Origin of the sequence: Enterobacter sp. HK169, assembly GCF_001719105.1 — a bacterium.
Taxonomy (GTDB): Bacteria; Pseudomonadota; Gammaproteobacteria; order Enterobacterales; family Enterobacteriaceae; genus Enterobacter; species Enterobacter asburiae_B.
The window spans coordinates 2,767,810-2,790,028 of sequence record NZ_CP017087.1; the positions used below are offsets into that span (position 1 = coordinate 2,767,810).

Genomic DNA, 22,219 nt, shown 5'->3' on the forward strand with positions numbered 1-22,219 from the left:
AAACGACAAGACGGATTGAGTGACAAGCCCGGAATTTAGCCACTTCACGCACTGTTCATGTTAACAACGGGAAGTATCGGGTAAAACAAGATTCAAACAACAAGATATGTTTAAAACGAAGTCATAGCTAACTTAGCACGACTTCAGCCGGGCGTCCAGAGTTCCACATCATTTAGCCGGGAGCCCTGAACGCACAGCGGAGAAACCTTACGCCAGGTTAGCGTCCAGGAACTCTTTCAGTTGACCTTTGGACAGCGCGCCCACTTTGGTCGCTGCCACTTCGCCGTTTTTGAACAGCAGAAGGGTTGGGATGCCACGGATACCGTATTTTGGTGCGGTGCCCGGGTTCTGGTCGATGTTCAGCTTGGCAACGGTCAGTTTGCCCTGATATTCGTCAGCGATCTCATCCAGAATCGGGGCGATCATTTTGCAAGGACCACACCATTCAGCCCAGAAATCGACGAGGATCAGCCCGTCAGCCTTAAGTACGTCCGTGTCAAAACTGTCGTCAGTCAGGTGAATAATTTTATCGCTCATATATAACTCCACAGGAATAAGCCTGGTACGTTGGTTTTGTCTCCACCAACGACGTGTTGATGTCGCATTAACCAACTAAAGGTTGACTTTATTTCACCGGATACGCTTTCGTAAAGCAATAGTAAGCTGATATTCTACCACACTATGAGCAAAACACATTTAACAGAACAGAAGTTTTCCGACTTCGCGCTGCACCCGAAGGTGATTGAAGCCCTTGAAAATAAAGGGTTTCATAACTGCACGCCCATTCAGGCCCTCGCGCTGCCGCTGACGCTGGCCGGTCGCGATGTTGCCGGGCAGGCGCAAACCGGTACCGGCAAAACGATGGCGTTTTTAACGTCAACGTTTCATTATTTACTTTCTCACCCAGCGATTGCAGACCGCAAAGTTAACCAGCCGCGCGCGCTAATTATGGCACCGACGCGAGAACTGGCGGTACAGATCCACGCAGACGCTGAACCCCTGGCGCAGTCTACCGGACTGAAGCTTGGCCTGGCCTATGGCGGCGACGGCTACGATAAACAGCTGAAAGTGCTGGAAAGCGGTGTGGATATCCTGATCGGTACCACCGGCCGTCTTATCGATTACGCCAAACAGAATCACATTAACCTCGGCGCAATCCAGGTTGTGGTGCTCGATGAAGCTGACCGCATGTACGATCTGGGCTTCATTAAAGACATTCGCTGGCTGTTCCGCCGCATGCCGCCGGCCAATCAGCGTCTGAACATGCTGTTCTCTGCAACCCTCTCATACCGCGTTCGCGAACTGGCGTTCGAACAGATGAACAACGCCGAATATGTAGAAGTGGAACCGGAGCAGAAAACGGGTCACCGCATTAAAGAAGAGCTCTTCTACCCTTCCAATGAAGAGAAAATGCGTCTGCTGCAAACGCTGATTGAAGAAGAGTGGCCAGATCGCGCCATTATCTTCGCGAACACCAAACACCGTTGTGAAGACATCTGGGGCCATCTGGCTGCAGACGGTCACCGTGTTGGTCTGCTGACCGGCGACGTGGCGCAGAAAAAACGCCTGCGTATTCTTGAAGAGTTTACCCGTGGCGATCTCGATATTCTGGTCGCAACCGACGTTGCTGCTCGTGGTCTGCACATTCCGGCCGTGACGCACGTCTTTAACTACGATCTGCCAGACGACTGCGAAGACTACGTACACCGTATCGGTCGTACCGGTCGTGCGGGCGCAAGCGGTCACTCGATTAGCCTTGCGTGTGAAGAGTATGCGCTGAATCTTCCAGCCATTGAGACGTATATCGGTCACTCTATTCCGCAGAGCAAATACAATCCGGAAGCGCTGTTAAGCGAACTGCCGCCGCCTAAGCGTCTAACCCGCCCACGCTCCGGCAATGGTCCGCGTCGTTCAGGTGGCGCGCCGCGTAATCGTCGTCGTTCAGGTTAAGAAAATATGCTCAGCTCCACCTCGCTTTATGCGGCAATTGATCTCGGTTCGAATAGTTTTCATATGCTGGTTGTGCGCGAGGTGGCGGGAAGCATACAAACGCTGACGCGCATCAAGCGCAAGGTCCGCCTCGCGGCGGGCCTGAGCAGCGATAATCACCTCTCCCCTGAAGCCATGGAACGTGGCTGGCAGTGTCTGCGGCTCTTTGCCGAACGTCTGCAGGATATCCCGCACGCCCAAATCACCGTGGTCGCCACTGCGACACTCCGCCTGGCGGTCAACGCCGTGGATTTCATCGCCAGAGCGCAGGAAATTCTGGGTTGTCCGGTACAGGTTATCAGCGGTGAAGAAGAGGCTCGCCTGATTTACCAGGGCGTTGCGCACACCACGGGAGGTGACGATCGCCGTCTGGTGGTGGATATCGGCGGTGCCAGTACCGAGCTTGTGACCGGCACCGGCGCGCAGGCAACGTCGCTGTTCAGCCTGTCGATGGGCTGCGTGACCTGGCTTGAGCGCTACTTTACCGATCGGAACCTGGCGAAAGAGAACTTCGACGAGGCAGAAAACGCCGCGCGCGAGGTATTACGCCCGGTGATGGACGAGCTGCGCTATCACGGCTGGAAAGTCTGCGTGGGTGCCTCGGGTACCGTGCAGGCTCTGCAGGAAATCATGATGGCGCAGGGAATGGACGAGCGGATTACGCTTGCCAAACTTCAGCAGCTGAAACAGCGCGCCATTCAGTGCGGACGCCTGGAAGAGCTGGAAATTGAAGGCCTGACGCTGGAACGCGCGCTGGTCTTCCCGAGCGGGCTGGCTATTCTTATCGCCATTTTCACCGAGCTGAACATCCAGTGTATGACCCTGGCCGGCGGCGCGCTGCGCGAAGGTCTGGTCTACGGGATGTTACATCTGTCGGTCGATCAGGATATCCGCAGCCGTACCCTGCGCAACGTTCAGCGTCGTTTTCTGGTTGATATCGATCAGGCAGGACGCGTATCGCAGCTGGCGTCACGCTTCGCCGATCAGGTTGCTAACGTCTGGGATCTTGACCATCTGAGCCGGGATTTACTGCTGAGCGCCTGTGCGCTACATGAAGTGGGGCTGAGCATTGATTTTAAGCAGGCACCGGCTCATGCAGCGTATCTGGTGCGAAACCTGGATTTACCGGGCTATACGCCTGCGCAGAAAAAATTGCTGGCCACGCTGCTGCTGAACCAGACCAACGCCGTCGATCTCTCCTCTTTGCATCAGCAAAACGCCGTACCGCCTCGCGTGGCCGAGCATCTGTGCCGCCTGCTGCGTCTGGCGATCCTGTTTGCCAGCCGCCGCCGCGATGATTTGCTGCCTGCCATTAATCTGGTGGCCGATGACGAGAAGCTTTCGCTGGCGCTGCCGGAGAAATGGATTGATCGTCACCCGTTAGGGGCAGAGATGATCGAGCAGGAGTGCCAGTGGCAGAGCTACGTGCACTGGGTGCTTGAGGTAAAGTAATACGCTGAACATTGCCGGGTGGCGGCTTCGCCTTACCCGGCCTACAACCCCTTCGAACTCATCCTTTCTCTTTGGCTTTTGCCAGCATAGCGCGGATGTTCGCCACGTTAGCCTGACCCTTGTGCATCCGCTCTTCTGCGGTAATCACTTTGCGCTCCTGTTCCCAGATCACGTCATCCTGCGGAAGTTCCAGCAGGAAACGACTCGGCTCCGGGCGTACCAGTTCACCGTACTGGCGGCGCTCTTTACACAGCGTGAACGTCAGCTCTTTCTGCGCGCGGGTGATCCCCACGTAGGCCAGACGGCGCTCCTCGTCGACGTTGTCTTCATCAATGCTGCTCTGGTGCGGCAACAATCCCTCTTCCATGCCGACCAGATACACATACGGGAACTCCAGCCCCTTTGACGCATGCAGCGTCATCAGCTGAACCTGATCGGCCTCTTCTTCGCTCTCGCCGCGCTCCATCATGTCGCGCAGGGTAAAGCGGGTGACCACCTGCGTCAGGGTCATCGGCTCGTCGATTTCAGAGCCCTCCAGCATTTCGGTCATCCAGCTGAAGAGCTGGTTAACGTTTTTCATGCGCATCTCAGCCGCCTTCGGGCTGGCTGAGGTTTCATACAGCCAGGACTCATAGTCGATGCCGTGAATGAGATCGCGCACTGCCGCCACCGGCTCCCGCTCCGCGAGACGCTGCACTTCGCCGAGCCAGTGGGTGAAGCGGGTTAACGAGTCATACCCGCGTCCGGTTAACGTCTGGCTCAGCCCCATGTCGAAGCTGGCGGTAAACATACTTTTGTTGCGGGTCATCGCCCACTCGCCGAGCTTTTGCAGCGTCGCCGGGCCAATCTCGCGTTTAGGCGTATTCACGATGCGCAGAAACGCGCTGTCATCATCCGGGTTTGTGAGCACGCGAAGATAGGCCAGCAGATCTTTGATTTCTGGCCGCGAGAAGAACGACGTGCCGCCCGAGATTTTGTACGGAATGCGGTTCTGCATCAGCATCTTTTCAAAGACGCGCGACTGGTGATTGCCGCGATAGAGGATCGCGTAATCCTTATATTCGGTTTTGTTGACGAAGTGGTGAGCGATAAGTTCGCCCGTCACACGCTCCGCTTCATGGTCCTCATTGTTGGCGCTGAGCACTTTCAGCTCCGTGCCGTAGCCCAGTTCGGAGAAGAGACGCTTCTCAAACACGTGCGGGTTATTGGCAATCAGGATGTTTGCCGCCTTCAGGATACGCCCGGAGGAGCGGTAGTTCTGCTCCAGCTTAATCACCTGCAGGGCGGGGAAATCTTTGCTCAGCAGCACCAGGTTTTGTGGGCGTGCACCGCGCCAGGAGTAAATTGACTGGTCGTCATCGCCTACCACGGTGAAACGCGCGCGCTGCCCCACCAGCAGCTTCACCAGCTCGTACTGGCTGGTGTTGGTGTCCTGATATTCATCCACCAGCAGGTAGCGGATTTTATTCTGCCAGCGCTCGCGCACCTCTTCATTGCGCTGCAGCAGCAGCGTGGGCAGCAGGATCAGGTCGTCAAAGTCCAGCACGTTACACGCTTTCATATGCGCATCGTACAGACCGTAGCAGTGGGCGAAAATCCGATCCCGTTCGCCTTTGGCGATCGCCGCGGCCTGGGCCGGCGTCATCAGATCGTTTTTCCAGTTCGAGATCGTCGAGATCAGCTGCTGCAACAGCACCTTGTCATCTTCGATCAGCCCCTCGGTGAGCTCTTTGAGCAGCGCCACCTGATCGGTATCGTCAAAAAGCGAGAAGTTGGACTTCATTCCCAGCGCCGCATACTCGCGTTTGATGATATCCAGCCCCAGCGTGTGGAAGGTGGAGATCATCAGGCCGCGCGCCTCTTTACGACCCAGCGTCTGACCGACGCGCTCTTTCATCTCGCGCGCCGCTTTATTGGTAAAGGTGACCGCCGCAATGTGTCGCGCCTGATATCCGCAGTTGTGGATCAAATGGGCGATTTTGTTGGTGATCACGCGGGTTTTACCCGAACCGGCCCCTGCCAGCACCAGGCATGGTCCAGTAACGAATTCGACCGCTTGTTGTTGTCCAGGGTTTAAACGCATGGGAGTGTTGCTCAATCTTCGAACGGGGTGTGGATTGTAGCAGAAAGCCGGGCGCAGATTTACCGGCTAATGATAAAGTGGAGAAATCGCGTTTAACCCGTAGAGCAGAACCATGAAAAAGACCGCAGCAGCCCTGCATATTCTGGTAAAAGAAGAGAAACTGGCCCAGGAGATCCTGGTCAAGCTGGAGCGCGGCATCAGCTTTGATCATCTGGCGAAGCGTTACTCTAAATGCCCGTCCGGGCGCAATGGCGGGGATCTCGGCGAGTTTCAACAAGGTGCGATGGTCGGCCCGTTCGATCGGGCGGTCTTTAGCTGCCCTCTCCTGAAGCCCTACGGCCCGGTAAAAACCAAATTTGGCTACCATATCATTAAGGTGCTTTATCGCCGCTGACGCGTGGTATATTGCGCCCCGATTTATTTCAACCTATTCAAGGCACGATCATGGCAAAAACAGCAGCAGCAGTGCACATCCTCGTTAAAGAAGAGAAACTGGCTTTAGATCTTCTGGAGCAGATTAAAAACGGTGCCGACTTCGGCAAGCTGGCGAAGAAGCATTCCATCTGCCCGTCAGGCAAACGCGGCGGCGATCTGGGTGAGTTCCGCCAGGGTCAGATGGTTCCGGCGTTCGATAAAGTGGTGTTCTCCTGCCCGGTGCTGGAGCCAACCGGCCCGCTGCACACGCAGTTCGGCTACCACATTATCAAAGTGCTGTATCGGAAATAAACAGCAAGGCCTTCTCTAAGAGAAGGCCTTTAATGTTTCACCCTCTCCCCGTGGGAGAGGGCCGGGGTGAGGGCATCAGCCCGCACCTGGTGTTAACCCGCTACCGCGATACGCTTCATATCGGTCATGTAGCCACGCAGTTTGTGACCCACTTTCTCGATCTGGTGGCTGCGAATCGCTTCGTTCACATCACGCAGCTGCGCGTTATCCACGGCACCTTCCGCAATCGCTTTACCCAGATCGCCCGTCTGCAGAGTAGTCATAAACTCTTTCAGCAGCGGTACGCAGGCGTAAGAGAACAGGTAGTTACCGTATTCTGCGGTATCAGAGATCACCACGTTCATTTCGTACAGACGCTTACGGGCGATGGTGTTCGCGATCAGCGGCAGCTCGTGCAGAGATTCGTAGTACGCGGACTCTTCGATGATGCCGGAATCCACCATGGTTTCGAACGCCAGCTCAACGCCTGCTTTCACCATCGCGATCATCAGTACGCCTTTATCGAAGTACTCCTGCTCGCCGATTTTACCTTCATACTGCGGCGCGGTTTCGAACGCGGTTTTACCGGTTTCTTCACGCCAGGTCAGCAGGTTTTTATCGTCGTTCGCCCAGTCCGCCATCATACCGGAAGAGAATTCACCGGAGATGATGTCGTCCATGTGTTTCTGGAACAGCGGTGCCATGATGGTTTTCAGCTGTTCAGACAGCGCGTAAGCACGCAGTTTTGCCGGGTTGGACAGACGGTCCATCATCAGCGTAATACCGCCCTGCTTCAGCGCTTCGGTGATGGTTTCCCAGCCGAACTGAATCAGTTTTTCCGCGTAGGCCGGGTCGGTGCCTTCTTCCACCAGCTTGTCGAAGCACAGCAGAGAACCGGCCTGCAGCATACCGCACAGAATGGTCTGCTCACCCATCAGGTCAGATTTCACTTCGGCAACGAAGGACGATTCCAGAACGCCCGCACGGTGGCCGCCGGTCGCCGCTGCCCACGCTTTGGCAATCGCCATGCCTTCGCCTTTCGGATCGTTTTCCGGGTGAACTGCGATAAGCGTCGGCACGCCGAAGCCACGTTTGTACTCTTCGCGCACTTCCGTACCCGGGCACTTCGGTGCCACCATCACCACGGTGATGTCTTTACGGATCTGCTCGCCCACTTCAACGATGTTGAAGCCGTGGGAGTAACCCAGCGCGGCGCCGTCTTTCATCAGCGGCTGTACGGAACGCACAACGTCAGAGTGCTGCTTGTCCGGGGTCAGGTTAACCACCAGATCCGCCTGCGGGATCAGCTCTTCGTAGGTGCCCACTTTGAAGCCGTTTTCGGTCGCTTTACGCCAGGAAGCACGCTTCTCGGCAATCGCTTCTTTGCGCAGAGCGTAGGAGATATCCAGACCGGAGTCACGCATGTTCAGGCCCTGGTTCAGACCCTGTGCGCCACAGCCGACGATGACCACTTTTTTATCCTGAAGGTAGCTCGCGCCATCGGCAAATTCGTCGCGCGCCATGAAGCGGCATTTGCCCAGCTGCGCCAGCTGCTGGCGCAAGTTCAGTGTATTAAAGTAGTTAGCCATGGATGATACCTCGTGATGTTGTGTGTCTTATTGTTCGGTTCGCGTTTCAGCGAGAATGTACCCACATTACAACAGGAAATTTATTGCGGAAATTGATATATTCACAACGTCATATTGCAATTTTTGCAATGTAAAAAGAGGGAGTGGAATCGGTGGATTTACGCGATCTGAAAATGTTCCTGCACCTGGCGGAAAGCCGCCATTTTGGCCGCAGCGCCCGGGCGATGCACGTTAGCCCCTCCACGCTTTCACGCCAGATCCAGCGCCTTGAGGAGGACCTCGGCCAGCCGCTGTTCGTGCGCGATAACCGCACCGTCACCCTCACGGAAGCGGGTGAAGAACTGCGCATTTTTGCCCAGCAGACGCTGCTACAGTACCAGCAGCTGCGACACTCAATTGACCAGCAGGGGCCGTCGCTTTCCGGCGAGCTGCATATTTTCTGCTCCGTGACCGCCGCCTACAGCCATCTGCCGCCCATCCTTGACCGCTTCCGCGCGGCGCATCCGTCGGTTGAAATTAAGCTCACCACCGGCGACGCCTCCGACGCAATGGAAAAAGTGGTGACGGGCGAAGCGGATCTCGCCATAGCAGGGAAACCCGAAACCCTGCCGGGCGCGGTGGCATTCTCAATGCTGGAGAATCTGGCGGTGGTACTGATTGCCCCGGCGCTGCCCTGCCCGGTGCGTAACCAGGTGTCGGTGGAAAAACCGGACTGGTCGACGGTGCCGTTTATCATGGCCGATCAGGGGCCGGTGCGCCGCCGCATAGAGCTGTGGTTCCGCCGTCAGAAAATCAGCAATCCGTCGATTTACGCCACGGTCAGCGGCCACGAGGCGATGGTGTCGATGGTGGCGCTGGGCTGCGGCGTGGCGCTGCTGCCGGAAGTGGTGCTGGAAAACAGCCCCGAACCGGTGCGCAATCGCGTGATGATTCTGGAGCGCAGCGACGAGAAGACGCCGTTTGAGCTTGGCGTGTGCGCACAAAAAAAGCGGCTGCATGAGCCGCTTATTGATGCGTTCTGGCAGATATTGCCAAACCACTAAAGCCGGGTGGCGCTGCGCTTACCCGGCCTACACGCAGCTCAGCCCTTAGCCTGCCAGGAAGAAGCGGAAGGCCGGGTTATGGGTTTCGTCGTGGCACTCATAGCCCAGCTCGTTCAGCCGCGTTTCGAAATCCGGCTCGTGCTCGCCCAGTTCGAACGCCGCCAGCACGCGGCCATAGTCGGTGCCGTGGCTGCGGTAGTGGAACAGGGAAATGTTCCAGTGCGTGCCAAGCGTGTGAAGGAACTTGAGCAGCGCGCCCGGCGATTCCGGAAACTCGAAGCTGAACAGACGTTCCTTGAGCGGCTTTGATGGACGCCCGCCGACCATGTAGCGCACGTGCAGCTTCGCCATCTCATCGTCAGAGAGATCGACCACGCTGTAGCCGCCCTCATGCAGCAGGTTGAGGATCTCTTTACGCTCCTCGACGCCGCGGCTCAGACGCACGCCGACAAAAATGCAGGCGTCTTTGGCATCGGCAAAACGGTAGTTGAACTCCGTCACCGAACGGCCGCCCAGCAGCTGGCAGAACTTCAGGAAGCTGCCCTTCTCTTCAGGAATCGTCACCGCCAGCAGCGCTTCCCGCTGTTCCCCCAGCTCGCAGCGCTCGGAAACGTAGCGCAGACCGTGGAAGTTCACGTTCGCTCCAGACAGCACGTGCGCCAGCCTCTCGCCGCGAATGTTGTGCTGCGCGATGTATTTTTTCATCCCCGCCAGCGCCAGCGCGCCTGACGGTTCCGCCACCGCGCGCACATCCTCGAACAGATCTTTCATCGCCGCGCAGATAGCATCGCTATCAACCGTGACGATATCGTCGAGATACTCCTGGCACAGGCGGAAGGTTTCGTCCCCAATGCGCTTCACCGCCACGCCCTCGGCAAACAGCCCGACGCGCGGCAGGTCCACAGGATGCCCGGCATCCAGCGCCGCTTTCAGGCAGGCAGAGTCTTCCGCTTCAACGGCAATGACTTTGATCTGCGGCATCAGCTGTTTGATCAGTACCGCCACGCCTGCGGCCAGGCCACCGCCGCCCACCGGGACGAAGACGCGGTCGAGATGGGCATCCTGCTGCAGCAGTTCCAGCGCCAGCGTGCCCTGCCCGGCAATCACCATCGGGTGGTCGAACGGCGGCACCCAGGTGAAACCCTGCTGCTGCGCCAGCTCAATCGCTTTGGCTTTGGCTTCGTCAAAGTTGGCACCGTGGAGCAGCACCTCGCCGCCGAAACCGCGGACCGCATCGACTTTGATATCTGCGGTAGCAACCGGCATCACGATCAGCGCTTTCAGCCCCAGACGGGCAGACGAGAACGCCACGCCCTGGGCGTGGTTGCCCGCCGACGCGGTAATCACGCCGCGCGCTTTCTGCTCGTCGGTCAGCCCGGCCATCATCGCGTAGGCGCCGCGCAGCTTAAAGCTGTGCACCGGCTGACGGTCTTCGCGCTTGACCAGAATGACGTTGTCGAGGCGCGAAGAGAGTTTTTCCATTTTCTGCAGGGGCGTAACCTGCACGGCTTCATAGACCGGCGCGCGTAGCACCGCTCTCAGGTATTCCGCCCCCTCAGGGGCGGCGGATAAGGGTTGTGACTCGGCCATCATTAGCCCCCAAGTTTAGATTTATCGCGCACCGCGCCTTTATCTGCACTGGTGGCAAGGCTCGCGTAGGCGCGCAGGGCGAAGGAGACTTCACGCTGGCGGTCTTTCGGCGTCCAGGCTTTGTCGCCGCGGGCTTCCTGCGCTTCACGACGGGCCGCAATTTCCTGGTCGCTCAGCTTCAGCTGAATGCCGCGATTCGGAATGTCGATTTCGATCAGGTCGCCGTCTTCGATGATGGCGATGTTGCCGCCGCTTGCTGCTTCCGGCGAAACGTGGCCGATAGAGAGGCCGGAGGTGCCGCCAGAGAAACGCCCGTCGGTGATCAGCGCGCATGCTTTACCGAGTCCCATAGATTTCAGGAAGGTGGTTGGGTAGAGCATCTCCTGCATGCCGGGACCGCCTTTCGGTCCTTCGTAGCGAATAACAACCACGTCGCCTTCCACCACTTTGCCGCCAAGAATCGCGTCTACCGCTTCATCCTGGCTTTCGTATACCTTCGCCGGACCGGTGAATTTCAGGATGCTGTCGTCCACGCCTGCGGTTTTCACGATGCAGCCGTTTTCCGCGAAGTTACCGTACAGCACGGCCAGACCGCCGTCTTTGCTATAGGCATGTTCCAGCGAGCGGATGCAGCCTTCGGCGCGGTCGTCGTCCAGAGTGTCCCAGCGGCAATCCTGCGAGAACGCCTGGGTGGTACGAATACCGGCAGGACCGGCGCGGAACATCTTTTTCACCGCGTCGTCTTTGGTCAGCATCACGTCGTACTGGTCCAGCGACTCAGGCAGCGTCAGCCCGAGCACGTTTTTCACGTCACGGTTCAGCAGCCCGGCGCGATCCAGCTCGCCCAAAATGCCCAGCACGCCGCCCGCGCGGTGTACGTCTTCCATATGGTACTTCTGGGTGCTCGGCGCGACCTTACACAGCTGCGGGACTTTGCGGGACAGCTTGTCGATGTCGCTCATGGTGAAGTCGATTTCGGCTTCCTGCGCGGCAGCCAGCAGGTGCAGAACGGTGTTGGTAGAGCCGCCCATGGCGATATCCAGCGTCATGGCGTTTTCGAACGCGGCTTTACTGGCAATGTTGCGCGGCAGCGCGCTGGCGTCGTCCTGCTCGTAGTAGCGTTTGGTCAGCTCAACGATGCGCTTACCGGCGTTGAGGAACAGCTGCTTACGGTCGGCGTGGGTCGCCAGCAGCGAACCGTTGCCCGGCTGAGACAGGCCCAGCGCTTCGGTCAGGCAGTTCATGGAGTTGGCGGTGAACATACCGGAACAGGAGCCGCAGGTCGGACACGCGGAGCGTTCCACCTGGTCGCTCTGCTCATCAGACACTTTCGGGTCCGCGCCCTGGATCATCGCATCGACCAGGTCGAGCTTGATGATTTTGTCGGAGAGCTTGGTTTTCCCCGCTTCCATCGGGCCGCCGGAGACGAAGATCACCGGAATGTTCAGGCGCAGGGAGGCCATCAGCATCCCCGGGGTGATTTTGTCGCAGTTGGAGATGCAGACCATCGCATCGGCGCAGTGGGCGTTAACCATATATTCTACGGAGTCGGCGATCAGCTCGCGCGACGGCAGTGAATAAAGCATGCCCCCGTGCCCCATCGCGATACCGTCATCCACCGCAATGGTGTTGAACTCTTTTGCCACGCCGCCGGAGGCTTCGATTTGCTCGGCAACCAGCTTACCGAGATCGCGCAGGTGCACGTGGCCCGGTACAAACTGGGTGAAGGAGTTCACCACGGCGATAATCGGCTTGCCGAAATCGGCGTCGGTCATTCCGGTGGCGCGCCACAGCGCGCGGGCTCCCGCCATATTACGGCCGTGGGTGGTGGTGGCTGAACGATACTTAGGCATGCTTTATTGACTCCCGTCTGACTATTTAATGGGACGGTGCGTGCCGTCCCAAATTTATGCTTAGTGATTAACCTGATCCAACCAGCCGTATTTATCTTCTGTCTCGCCGGTGAAGAGGCCGAAGAACGCTTGCTGAATACGTTTGGTGACCGGACCGCAGCGGCCTTCGCCCACCTGGATACCGTCCACGCTGCGTACCGGCGTGATTTCAGCCGCCGTACCGGACATAAACACTTCATCGGCCAGATACAGGGATTCGCGGGACAGTACCTGCTCGCGCACTTCGATACCCAGATCTTTCGCCAGCTTGATGATGGCGTCACGGGTGATGCCCGGCAGCGCGGACGAGGTGAACGGCGGCGTGAACAGAATGCCGTCTTTCACTTCAAACAGGTTTTCACCCGCACCTTCTGAGATGTAGCCATTTACGTCGAGGGCGATACCTTCCTGATAGCCGTGGCGGCGCGCTTCGCTACCGACCAACAGAGAAGAGAGGTAGTTACCGCCTGCTTTCGCGGCGGTCGGGATGGTGTTTGGCGCCACGCGGTTCCAGGAAGAGACCATTGCGTCGATCCCCTGCTCCAGGGCTTCTGCACCCAGGTAGGCACCCCATGGGAACGCGGCAATGATCACATCTGTGGTATAGCCGGCTGGCGGGTTCACGCCCATACCGACATCGCCCACAAACACCAGCGGACGAATATAGGCGCTGGTCAGGTTGTTTTTACGGATAACGTCGCGGCAGGCTTCCATCAGCTCATCGACGCTTTGAGAAACCGGGAAACGATAAATTTTGGCTGAGTCATGCAGACGCTGCATGTGTTCGCGATGGCGGAACACCACTGGCCCTTTGTGAGAATCGTAGCAGCGGATGCCTTCAAATACGGAGGTACCGTAGTGCAGCGCGTGGGACATCACGTGGACCTTCGCGTCCTCCCAGCGAACCATCTCACCGTTGAACCAAATGTAATCAGCTTTTTTTGTCGTCATTTTTTCGTCCTGTCACGCTTAAGCGCGGATTTGTTGTGATGTGGTTGTGCTCTGGCAGATGGCAACATGGGCAACGTCTACCAGCTTTGATAACTGACTAAACAGTAAGTCGACCGACCGCGGGCTGGCAACGGTTAATTCGATACTGATATTCCGGGCGTCAGTGGCCGTCTCCATATTCATAGAGCAAATCTGAAAACCACGATGACGCACCACACGCAAAACGCGTTCTAAGGTTTCCGGGTTGAAGCGAGCCTGTACGGCGACCTGATGCTGCATCATGATAATTTCTCCATCATTTGTGAGTTGCTGGCACCAGGCGGTACCAACGGCCAGACGTTCTCGAGTTCGTCGATTGAGACATGAAGCAGGTAAGGCCCATCGCTGTTCAGCATGGTGTCGAGCGCCGCTTCAACCTGATCTTTACGGGTGATGTGCTGACCAGGGATGCCGAAGGCGCTGGCCAGGGTGAGGAAATCGGGGTTATCGGTGAGAGTCGTTTCGCTGTAGCGCTCCTGGAAGAACAGCTGTTGCCACTGGCGAACCATTCCTAAACGCTGGTTGTCGAGCAACACGATCTTCAGCGGCAACTGCTTGCGCTTAACGGTGCCGAGCTCCTGAACGTTCATCATGAAGGAGCCGTCACCGGAGATACAGATAACGGTGTCGTTCGGGCGGGCAACCTGCGCGCCAACGGCTGCCGGCAGACCGAAGCCCATCGTCCCTAACCCGCTGGAGGTGATGAAGTTTTCCGGACGGGTGTAGGTCATGTGCTGCGCGGACCACATTTGGTGCTGGCCTACGTCGGTGGTGACGACGCTGTCAGCCGGTTTACGGTCGGACAACTGCTTCAACAGCAGCGGCGCGTAGATGGCCTCGCCGGGGTGGTCGTAACGCCAGGCGTGCTCGGCGCGCATATCAGCGGTGTGCTGACGCCATGCGTTGATATCCAGCGGCTGCTGCAATGCCGGTAACAGCGCGTTGAGATCGCCCTGCAAGGCGACATGCGCCTGACGCAGCTTGTTCATCTCCGCCGGGTCGATATCCATATGGATGACTTTGGCGTTCGGCGCAAAGGTATTCAGCTTGCCGGTGACGCGGTCGTCAAAACGGGCCCCTACAGCGATGAGCAGATCGCACTCCTGCACCGCCAGGTTTGCCGCTTTGGTGCCGTGCATCCCCAGCATGCCCAGATAGTAGGGGTAGTCCGCGTCGACTGCACCGAGACCTTTCAGCGTGCAGGTCGCTGGCATCTGCGTTGTTGCGATAAATTCGCGCAGGGCTGGAACGGCCTGCGCCATGCCTACGCCACCGCCGACGTACAGCATCGGCTGTTTCGCCTGGGCCAGCATCTGACGGGCCTCTTCAACTTCCGCTTCCGGAAACGCATCGTCGCTTTCAACGGTAGAGAAGTGCGGTTCCAGATCGCCGAGAGCCACCTGGATATCTTTCGGGATATCAACCAGAACCGGACCGGGACGACCGGAGTTTGCCACGTCGAACGCTTCTGCCATTACGCGCGGCAGCTCCTCCAGAGACTGGACGAGGAAGCTGTGTTTGGTGCAGGCCAGCGATAAACCGAGGACGTCAACTTCCTGGAAAGCATCGGTACCGATGAACGGAGATGCCACCTGCCCGGTGATGGCAACAACGGGAACGGAATCCAGCAGCGCGTCAGCCAGGCCGGTGATCAGGTTCGTTGCGCCCGGGCCTGAAGTCGCCATACACACGCCGGTTTTACCGGTCGCGCGGGCGTAGCCAATGGCTGCCATCGCTGCGCCCTGCTCGTGTCGGCACAAGAGATGTTCCACGCCGCCGTCATACAGTGCATCGTAAATCGGCATAATTGCGCCACCCGGATAACCGAATACGGTTTCGACTCCCTGCGCGCGCAACGCATGTACTACCCACTGTGCCCCATTCATAGTTAGTTCCCCGTCATAAATCGGGAGAAACAGAATTTTGTGCTAGTCGTCATTCTCTGCTCCTCATTTACATTTTTTAGTCATAAAAAAACCCCCGGACCTTTCGGTGCGGGGGTCTTAGTTCGTTAAGGCTTGATTTCTAAGCCTTTCCTCGTCCAAGTGCAGCCCCGCACGGTGGGATAATAATCACCACCACGCTAATCACGACCAGGCTAATCACTCGTAGAAGGGCTGTCATTTTCAGTTCTTTTTGCATCTTGTTCGAAGGAATACCTAAAGAGTTATCACAGTTTTTAAATCAAACACAAGATTTATTTATGACGGATTTGATTAGGCCGCGAATCATATTTCTTAAAACCGTTGTTTTATATACGGAAATTAGAAAATGAATATTTTTCATTTTTTCACTGCGGTTCTTAGCGTCAAAACGGGGCTTTTTACATTCTGCGAGGAGGCTTCCACGGTTATGCAAGGGTTTCAGTGTGCGCTTAAAATCCCTGAACAGGCGGCGTAAATTCGCAAAATGACGCTAAACAGACAAAGCAGGTGCTGGCATAGTCACGCCAGGAGGTAGTGCAAATGTCACTGTCAGTTGTTTATACGCGTGCGGCTCTCGGGGTAAAGGCACCGCTTATTTCCGTCGAGGTTCATTTGAGCAATGGGCTACCCGGACTCACGCTTGTCGGGTTACCTGAAACGACGGTTAAAGAGGCCAGGGATCGCGTTCGCAGCGCAATAATAAATAGCGGTTATACCTTCCCCGCGAAGAAGATCACCATCAACCTTGCCCCCGCCGATTTGCCTAAAGAGGGGGGACGATACGATTTACCTATCGCAATTGCCCTTCTCGCGGCTTCTGAGCAGCTTAATACGACACGGCTAGGCTCGTATGAGTTCGTTGGCGAACTCGCGCTCACAGGCGCGTTAAGAGGCGTTCCCGGTGCGATATCGGGAGCGCTGGAAGCCATACGAGCAGGGCGGCAAATCATTGTCGCCAATGAAAACGCATCAGAAGTGAGTCTTATCGCCGAGAAGGGGTGTCTCATCGCCGGGCATTTACAGGAAGTTTGTGCCTGGCTGGAAGGGCGACATGAACTGTCCGAGCCGGAGGAGTGTGATGATGTTATAGCGGATGCACCAGAGGATCTCAGCGAGATTATGGGACAGGAGCAAGGGAAACGGGCGCTGGAGATTACGGCTGCAGGTGGACACAATCTTCTGTTAATTGGGCCGCCAGGTACGGGTAAAACCATGCTGGCAAGCAGGTTGAGTGGGTTACTTCCACCGCTCAATAATCATGAAGCGCTGGAAAGCGCCGCCATATATAGCCTTATCAGTTCGACGTCGTTGCAAAAACAGTGGCGCCGTCGTCCTTTTCGTTCCCCGCATCATAGCGCTTCACTGACGGCAATGGTCGGCGGCGGGGCGATTCCGGGGCCGGGAGAGATCTCGCTGGCACACAATGGCATTCTGTTTCTTGATGAACTGCCTGAATTTGAGCGCCGTGTGCTGGATGCACTAAGAGAGCCCATTGAATCCGGTGAGATACATATCTCACGCACGCGAGCCAAAATAAGCTATCCCGCACAGTTTCAGCTGGTCGCGGCGATGAATCCCAGCCCGACGGGTCACTACCAGGGCAACCATAACCGCTGTACACCAGAGCAAACGTTGCGCTATCTGGGTAAGTTATCCGGCCCGTTCCTCGACCGTTTCGATTTATCCCTCGAAATTCCCCTTCCCCCGCCGGGTCTGCTCAGGCAAACGGGCATAACGGGTGAAAGCTCAGCGGAGGTACGCGAACGGGTGATTGCTGCTCAGACGCGGCAGTACGCTCGTCAGAACAGGCTGAATGCACGGCTGGATAATGCCGGGATCCGGCAGTTTTGTTCACTTAATGTTGAGGATGCGGGATGGCTGGAGGAGACGTTAACGCGGTTCGGGCTGTCCATACGTGCGTGGCAGCGTTTGCTGAAGGTGGCCAGAACCATTGCTGACGTAGAGGGGTGCAATGACATTGAGAGGAAACATTTGCAGGAGGCGCTGAGCTACCGCGCTATCGATCGTTTGCTGCTGCATTTGCAGAAATTGCTGGCATAAAAAAAGGGGCCGTAGCCCCTTCTCTTCTCTTTAGTCATCAGACTCGGTGTAGTCTTCTGCACCTTCCATCTGCGGCTTGCCGCCAGACAGCGTATGGAAGCGCTTAGGACGCTTAATGCGCGCCATGTACTTGATCCATACGCGTTCCGCTTCAGACTCCGGCTCACGCTCACCACGGCAAACAGAAACAAACTGTTTTTCGTCTTCGGTTGCAGGTTCACGCTTACCCAGATCCAGCTCGTTAAAGGCATAACCATGGCGCTCAAGCAGTTGAGCTTCTTTGATGGTGAAATCGCCGTGACGAGAGAACCCGCGCGGATAATGTTTATTGTCGAAAAAACGATTAGTCGTCGTAAAGCTTTCCGCCATCCTACACGCTCCTAATTCTTTGGCCGAGCTATTTATGGCGCGGAGTATTAGTTACGCTTGACAGAGTGTAAAACAAAACATTTAAATCATAACGACAAATAATTTTGCGGAGAAAGATGTGGATACGGAATTGCTTAAAACTTTCCTTGAAGTGAGCAGAACACGTCACTTTGGGCGAGCAGCTGAAGCCCTTTACCTGACGCAGTCAGCAGTCAGTTTTCGTATTCGACAGCTGGAAAATCAACTGGGTGTGAATCTTTTTACCCGCCATCGCAACAATATTCGCTTAACGCCTGCCGGTGAGAAACTGCTGCCGTACGCAGAAACGCTCATGAATACCTGGCAGGCGGCACGTAAAGAGGTGGCACATACTTCGAGGCATAATGAGTTCTCGATAGGAGCCAGCGCTTCTCTGTGGGAATGCATGCTAAGTCAGTGGCTTACCCGGCTGTATCATTCACATGGCCACCTGCAATTTGAAGCCAGGATTGCGCAACGGCAGTCGCTGGTTAAGCAACTTCATGAACGCCAGCTTGATCTTCTGATCACAACCGAAGCCCCCAAGATGGACGAATTTAGCAGCCAGATTGTGGGCCAGTTTGGCCTGGCACTTTATGCGTCCGAACCTTCGATGATGAAGGCAGACCTGACCTATTTACGCCTGGAATGGGGACCGGATTTTCAGCAGCACGAGACGGGACTGATTGCACCTGATGATGTTCCGCAGTTAACGACCAGCTCGGCAGAGATCGCCTGTCAGCAGCTGCCTCTGCTAAAAGGTTGTACCTGGTTACCTGTTCGCTGGGCAGACACTAAAGCAGGGCTGCACACCGTGATGGATTCCACCACGCTTACCAGGCCGCTGTATGCAATTTGGCTGCAAAACAGTGATAAGCAATCACAGATAAAAGATCTGTTAAAAATCAATGTAATGGATTGATGCATCAGCCAGCAGGGATGCTGGCTGAAAATTAAGAAGAGAATTTTCTGCAGTGTTTCAGGCAAAAAAAATCCTTTGCCGAAGCAAAGGATTATATATGGCAGGGGCGGAGAGACTCGAACTCGCGACACCCGGTTTTGGAGACCGGTGCTCTACCAACTGAGCTACGCCCCTAAAGTTTTTTTCCATTAAGCCTGCCAATTAGGCAGGCTTAATGTCTTAATAAGTGGCGGAACGGACGGGACTCGAACCCGCGACCCCCTGCGTGACAGGCAGGTATTCTAACCGACTGAACTACCGCTCCACCGAAGACTGCTGTAACCACCGGATTTATGCTCCGGCTTACTACTTAATTTGATGCCTGGCAGTTCCCTACTCTCACATGGGGAGACCCCACACTACCATCGGCGCTACGGCGTTTCACTTCTGAGTTCGGCATGGGGTCAGGTGGGACCACCGCGCTAAAGCCGCCAGGCAAATTCTGTTAATCTGTATCAGGCTGAAAATCGTGTCTCTCTCTTCGCCGAAACAGCTTCGGCGTTGTAAGGTTAAGCCTCACGGTTCATTAGTATCGGTTAGCTCAACGCATCGCTGCGCTTACACACCCGACCTATCAACGTCGTAGTCTTCAACGTTCCTTCAGGACCCTTAAAGGGTCAGGGAGAACTCATCTCGGGGCAAGTTTCGTGCTTAGATGCTTTCAGCACTTATCTTTTCCGCATTTAGCTACCGGGCAGTGCCATTGGCATGACAACCCGAACACCAGTGATGCGTCCACTCCGGTCCTCTCGTACTAGGAGCAGCCCCCCTCAATTCTCCAGCGCCCACGGCAGATAGGGACCGAACTGTCTCACGACGTTCTAAACCCAGCTCGCGTACCACTTTAAATGGCGAACAGCCATACCCTTGGGACCTACTTCAGCCCCAGGATGTGATGAGCCGACATCGAGGTGCCAAACACCGCCGTCGATATGAACTCTTGGGCGGTATCAGCCTGTTATCCCCGGAGTACCTTTTATCCGTTGAGCGATGGCCCTTCCATTCAGAACCACCGGATCACTATGACCTGCTTTCGCACCTGCTCGAGCCGTCACTCTCGCAGTCAAGCTAGCTTATGCCATTGCACTAACCTCCTGATGTCCGACCAGGATTAGCTAACCTTCGTGCTCCTCCGTTACTCTTTGGGAGGAGACCGCCCCAGTCAAACTACCCACCAGACACTGTCCGCAACCCGGATCACGGGTCTACGTTAGAACACCAGCCATTAAAGGGTGGTATTTCAAGGTTGGCTCCACGCAGACTGGCGTCCACGCTTCAAAGCCTCCCACCTATCCTACACATCAAGGACCAGTGTTCAGTGTCAAGCTATAGTAAAGGTTCACGGGGTCTTTCCGTCTTGCCGCGGGTACACTGCATCTTCACAGCGAGTTCAATTTCACTGAGTCTCGGGTGGAGACAGCCTGGCCATCATTACGCCATTCGTGCAGGTCGGAACTTACCCGACAAGGAATTTCGCTACCTTAGGACCGTTATAGTTACGGCCGCCGTTTACCGGGGCTTCGATCAAGAGCTTCGCGTTGCCGCTAACCCCATCAATTAACCTTCCGGCACCGGGCAGGCGTCACACCGTATACGTCCACTTTCGTGTTTGCACAGTGCTGTGTTTTTAATAAACAGTTGCAGCCAGCTGGTATCTTCGACTGATTTCAGCTCCACCCGCAGGGGCTTCACCTACATATCAGCGTGCCTTCTCCCGAAGTTACGGCACCATTTTGCCTAGTTCCTTCACCCGAGTTCTCTCAAGCGCCTTGGTATTCTCTACCTGACCACCTGTGTCGGTTTGGGGTACGATTTGATGTTACCTGATGCTTAGAGGCTTTTCCTGGAAGCAGGGCATTTGTTACTTCAGCACCGTAGTGCCTCGTCATCACACCTCAGCGTTAAAAGGTACCGGATTTACCTGGAACCTCCGCCTACATGCTTAAACCGGGACAACCGTCGCCCGGCTAACATAGCCTTCTCCGTCCCCCCTTCGCAGTAACACCAAGTACAGGAATATTAACCTGTTTCCCATCGACTACGCCTTTCGGCCTCGCCTTAGGGGTCGACTCACCCTGCCCCGATTAACGTTGGACAGGAACCCTTGGTCTTCCGGCGAGCGGGCTTTTCACCCGCTTTATCGTTACTTATGTCAGCATTCGCACTTCTGATACCTCCAGCATGCCTCACAGCACACCTTCAACGGCTTACAGAACGCTCCCCTACCCAACAACGCATAAGCGTCGCTGCCGCAGCTTCGGTGCATGGTTTAGCCCCGTTACATCTTCCGCGCAGGCCGACTCGACCAGTGAGCTATTACGCTTTCTTTAAATGATGGCTGCTTCTAAGCCAACATCCTGGCTGTCTGTGCCTTCCCACATCGTTTCCCACTTAACCATGACTTTGGGACCTTAGCTGGCGGTCTGGGTTGTTTCCCTCTTCACGACGGACGTTAGCACCCGCCGTGTGTCTCCCGTGATAACATTCTTCGGTATTCGTAGTTTGCATCGGGTTGGTAAGCCGGGATGGCCCCCTAGCCGAAACAGTGCTCTACCCCCGAAGATGAGTTCACGAGGCGCTACCTAAATAGCTTTCGGGGAGAACCAGCTATCTCCCGGTTTGATTGGCCTTTCACCCCCAGCCACAAGTCATCCGCTAATTTTTCAACATTAGTCGGTTCGGTCCTCCAGTTAGTGTTACCCAACCTTCAACCTGCCCATGGCTAGATCACCGGGTTTCGGGTCTATACCCTGCAACTTAACGCCCAGTTAAGACTCGGTTTCCCTTCGGCTCCCCTATACGGTTAACCTTGCTACAGAATATAAGTCGCTGACCCATTATACAAAAGGTACGCAGTCACACCACGAAGGTGCTCCCACTGCTTGTACGTACACGGTTTCAGGTTCTTTTTCACTCCCCTCGCCGGGGTTCTTTTCGCCTTTCCCTCACGGTACTGGTTCACTATCGGTCAGTCAGGAGTATTTAGCCTTGGAGGATGGTCCCCCCATATTCAGACAGGATACCACGTGTCCCGCCCTACTCTTCGAGTTCACAACCTGTGTGCTTTCGTGTACGGGACTGTCACCCTGTACCGTGCGACTTTCCAGACGCTTCCACTAACACACAAGCTGATTCAGACTCTGGGCTGCTCCCCGTTCGCTCGCCGCTACTGGGGGAATCTCGGTTGATTTCTTTTCCTCGGGGTACTTAGATGTTTCAGTTCCCCCGGTTCGCCTCGTTAACCTATGTATTCAGTTAACGATAGTGCAACGAATTGCACTGGGTTTCCCCATTCGGACATCGCCGGGTCAAAGGTTCATATCACCTCGCCGGCGCTTTTCGCAGATTAGCACGTCCTTCATCGCCTCTGACTGCCAGGGCATCCACCGTGTACGCTTAGTCGCTTAACCTCACAACCCGAAGATGTTTCACTTCTGATTGCGAAAATTTGAGAGACTCGAACACACCAATTAAGATGTGTCGTTTCAATTTTCAGCTTGATCCAGATTTTTAAAGAGCAAAACTTCGCAGTGCACCTTTTCAGGTTCACTC

Annotated in this window: 18 protein-coding genes, 2 tRNA genes and 2 rRNA genes; 7 read left to right on the plus strand and 15 right to left on the minus strand. The window is 55.9% G+C overall.

Annotation, left to right across the window (positions count from 1 at the left end):
- Positions 1-207 precede the first annotated feature (207 nt).
- Positions 208-537 carry a thioredoxin TrxA gene (gene trxA, locus EnteroDNA1_RS13185; protein ID WP_006179218.1) on the minus strand — a complete coding sequence of 110 codons (330 nt, stop codon included), beginning with the start codon at positions 535-537 and terminating at the stop codon, positions 208-210.
- Between the two features lie 144 nt (positions 538-681).
- Here trxA and rhlB point away from each other — a divergent pair, with 144 nt between their 5' ends.
- Positions 682-1,950 carry an ATP-dependent RNA helicase RhlB gene (gene rhlB, locus EnteroDNA1_RS13190; protein ID WP_023309646.1) on the plus strand — a complete coding sequence of 423 codons (1,269 nt, stop codon included), beginning with the start codon at positions 682-684 and terminating at the stop codon, positions 1,948-1,950.
- A gap of 6 nt (positions 1,951-1,956) precedes the next feature.
- A complete protein-coding gene (gene gppA / locus EnteroDNA1_RS13195) occupies positions 1,957-3,441 on the plus strand; it encodes a guanosine-5'-triphosphate,3'-diphosphate diphosphatase (protein WP_033146916.1) in 1,485 nt (494 codons plus the stop codon).
- 58 nt (positions 3,442-3,499) lie between these two features.
- On the opposite strand, the gene rep is transcribed toward gppA, so the two are convergent.
- The gene (gene rep, locus EnteroDNA1_RS13200; RefSeq protein WP_032646096.1) at positions 3,500-5,524 is read right to left on the minus strand and encodes a DNA helicase Rep; all 2,025 of its coding nucleotides are present in this window, start codon (positions 5,522-5,524) and stop codon (positions 3,500-3,502) included.
- Between the two features lie 112 nt (positions 5,525-5,636).
- Between rep and ppiC (EnteroDNA1_RS13205) the strand changes: the two genes are divergently transcribed.
- Together ppiC (EnteroDNA1_RS13205) and ppiC (EnteroDNA1_RS13210) are read left to right on the plus strand one after the other, a co-directional pair.
- Positions 5,637-5,918, plus strand: coding sequence for a peptidylprolyl isomerase PpiC (ppiC, locus tag EnteroDNA1_RS13205; protein WP_048979297.1), 282 nt, complete (start codon positions 5,637-5,639; stop codon positions 5,916-5,918).
- 50 nt (positions 5,919-5,968) lie between these two features.
- The gene (gene ppiC / locus EnteroDNA1_RS13210) at positions 5,969-6,250 is read left to right on the plus strand and encodes a peptidylprolyl isomerase PpiC (protein WP_023309650.1); all 282 of its coding nucleotides are present in this window, start codon (positions 5,969-5,971) and stop codon (positions 6,248-6,250) included.
- Positions 6,251-6,342: 92 nt separating this feature from the next.
- Here ppiC (EnteroDNA1_RS13210) and ilvC read toward each other — a convergent pair whose 3' ends face one another.
- Positions 6,343-7,818: a ketol-acid reductoisomerase gene (ilvC, locus tag EnteroDNA1_RS13215; protein ID WP_069303416.1), complete on the minus strand. Its 1,476-nt coding sequence runs from the start codon at positions 7,816-7,818 to the stop codon at positions 6,343-6,345.
- Between the two features lie 152 nt (positions 7,819-7,970).
- Between ilvC and ilvY the strand changes: the two genes are divergently transcribed.
- On the plus strand, positions 7,971-8,861 hold the full coding sequence (ilvY, locus tag EnteroDNA1_RS13220; protein WP_032641403.1) for an HTH-type transcriptional activator IlvY: 891 nt from the start codon (positions 7,971-7,973) through the stop codon (positions 8,859-8,861).
- Between the two features lie 45 nt (positions 8,862-8,906).
- On the opposite strand, the gene ilvA is transcribed toward ilvY, so the two are convergent.
- From ilvA to ilvL, 7 genes are all read right to left on the minus strand, one after another.
- Complete coding sequence (ilvA, locus tag EnteroDNA1_RS13225) at positions 8,907-10,451, minus strand: threonine ammonia-lyase, biosynthetic (RefSeq protein WP_096150382.1); 1,545 nt, start codon at positions 10,449-10,451, stop codon at positions 8,907-8,909.
- 2 nt (positions 10,452-10,453) lie between these two features.
- The gene (ilvD, locus tag EnteroDNA1_RS13230) at positions 10,454-12,304 is read right to left on the minus strand and encodes a dihydroxy-acid dehydratase (RefSeq protein WP_033146918.1); all 1,851 of its coding nucleotides are present in this window, start codon (positions 12,302-12,304) and stop codon (positions 10,454-10,456) included.
- Positions 12,305-12,364: 60 nt separating this feature from the next.
- Positions 12,365-13,294, minus strand: coding sequence for a branched-chain-amino-acid transaminase (ilvE, locus tag EnteroDNA1_RS13235; protein WP_023309654.1), 930 nt, complete (start codon positions 13,292-13,294; stop codon positions 12,365-12,367).
- An 18-nt stretch (positions 13,295-13,312) separates the two neighbouring features.
- Entirely contained in the window at positions 13,313-13,576 is a 264-nt protein-coding gene (ilvM, locus tag EnteroDNA1_RS13240; protein WP_024907956.1) for an acetolactate synthase 2 small subunit, read from the minus strand.
- Positions 13,573-15,219, minus strand: a complete 1,647-nt coding sequence (ilvG, locus tag EnteroDNA1_RS13245) for an acetolactate synthase 2 catalytic subunit (RefSeq protein ID WP_045889364.1) — start codon at positions 15,217-15,219, stop codon at positions 13,573-13,575. Before ilvG ends, ilvM begins: the two co-directional genes overlap by 4 nt.
- Before the next feature lie 2 nt (positions 15,220-15,221).
- Positions 15,222-15,272, minus strand: a complete 51-nt coding sequence (gene ilvX, locus EnteroDNA1_RS22485) for a peptide IlvX (protein WP_166792073.1) — start codon at positions 15,270-15,272, stop codon at positions 15,222-15,224.
- An 86-nt stretch (positions 15,273-15,358) separates the two neighbouring features.
- Positions 15,359-15,457 (minus strand): ilv operon leader peptide, encoded by a 99-nt coding sequence (gene ilvL / locus EnteroDNA1_RS21935; protein WP_001311244.1) that lies wholly within the window; start codon positions 15,455-15,457, stop codon positions 15,359-15,361.
- Positions 15,458-15,798: 341 nt separating this feature from the next.
- Between ilvL and EnteroDNA1_RS13250 the strand changes: the two genes are divergently transcribed.
- Entirely contained in the window at positions 15,799-17,319 is a 1,521-nt protein-coding gene (locus EnteroDNA1_RS13250) for a YifB family Mg chelatase-like AAA ATPase (RefSeq protein WP_045889362.1), read from the plus strand.
- Between the two features lie 30 nt (positions 17,320-17,349).
- Here EnteroDNA1_RS13250 and EnteroDNA1_RS13255 read toward each other — a convergent pair whose 3' ends face one another.
- Positions 17,350-17,688 (minus strand): DUF413 domain-containing protein, encoded by a 339-nt coding sequence (locus EnteroDNA1_RS13255; protein ID WP_023309658.1) that lies wholly within the window; start codon positions 17,686-17,688, stop codon positions 17,350-17,352.
- Between the two features lie 118 nt (positions 17,689-17,806).
- On the opposite strand from EnteroDNA1_RS13255, the gene hdfR reads away from it, so the two are divergent.
- Positions 17,807-18,628 (plus strand): HTH-type transcriptional regulator HdfR, encoded by an 822-nt coding sequence (hdfR, locus tag EnteroDNA1_RS13260; protein WP_023309659.1) that lies wholly within the window; start codon positions 17,807-17,809, stop codon positions 18,626-18,628.
- Between the two features lie 98 nt (positions 18,629-18,726).
- Here the strand turns inward: hdfR and EnteroDNA1_RS13265 are convergent.
- From EnteroDNA1_RS13265 to EnteroDNA1_RS13280, 4 genes are all read right to left on the minus strand, one after another.
- Positions 18,727-18,802: transfer RNA gene (locus EnteroDNA1_RS13265), tRNA-Trp, on the minus strand.
- 53 nt (positions 18,803-18,855) lie between these two features.
- Positions 18,856-18,932 (minus strand) — tRNA-Asp (locus EnteroDNA1_RS13270).
- A 55-nt stretch (positions 18,933-18,987) separates the two neighbouring features.
- Positions 18,988-19,103 (minus strand): 5S ribosomal RNA (rrf, locus tag EnteroDNA1_RS13275).
- A gap of 69 nt (positions 19,104-19,172) precedes the next feature.
- Positions 19,173-22,077: ribosomal RNA gene (locus tag EnteroDNA1_RS13280) — 23S ribosomal RNA — on the minus strand.
- Positions 22,078-22,219: the final 142 nt, after the last annotated feature.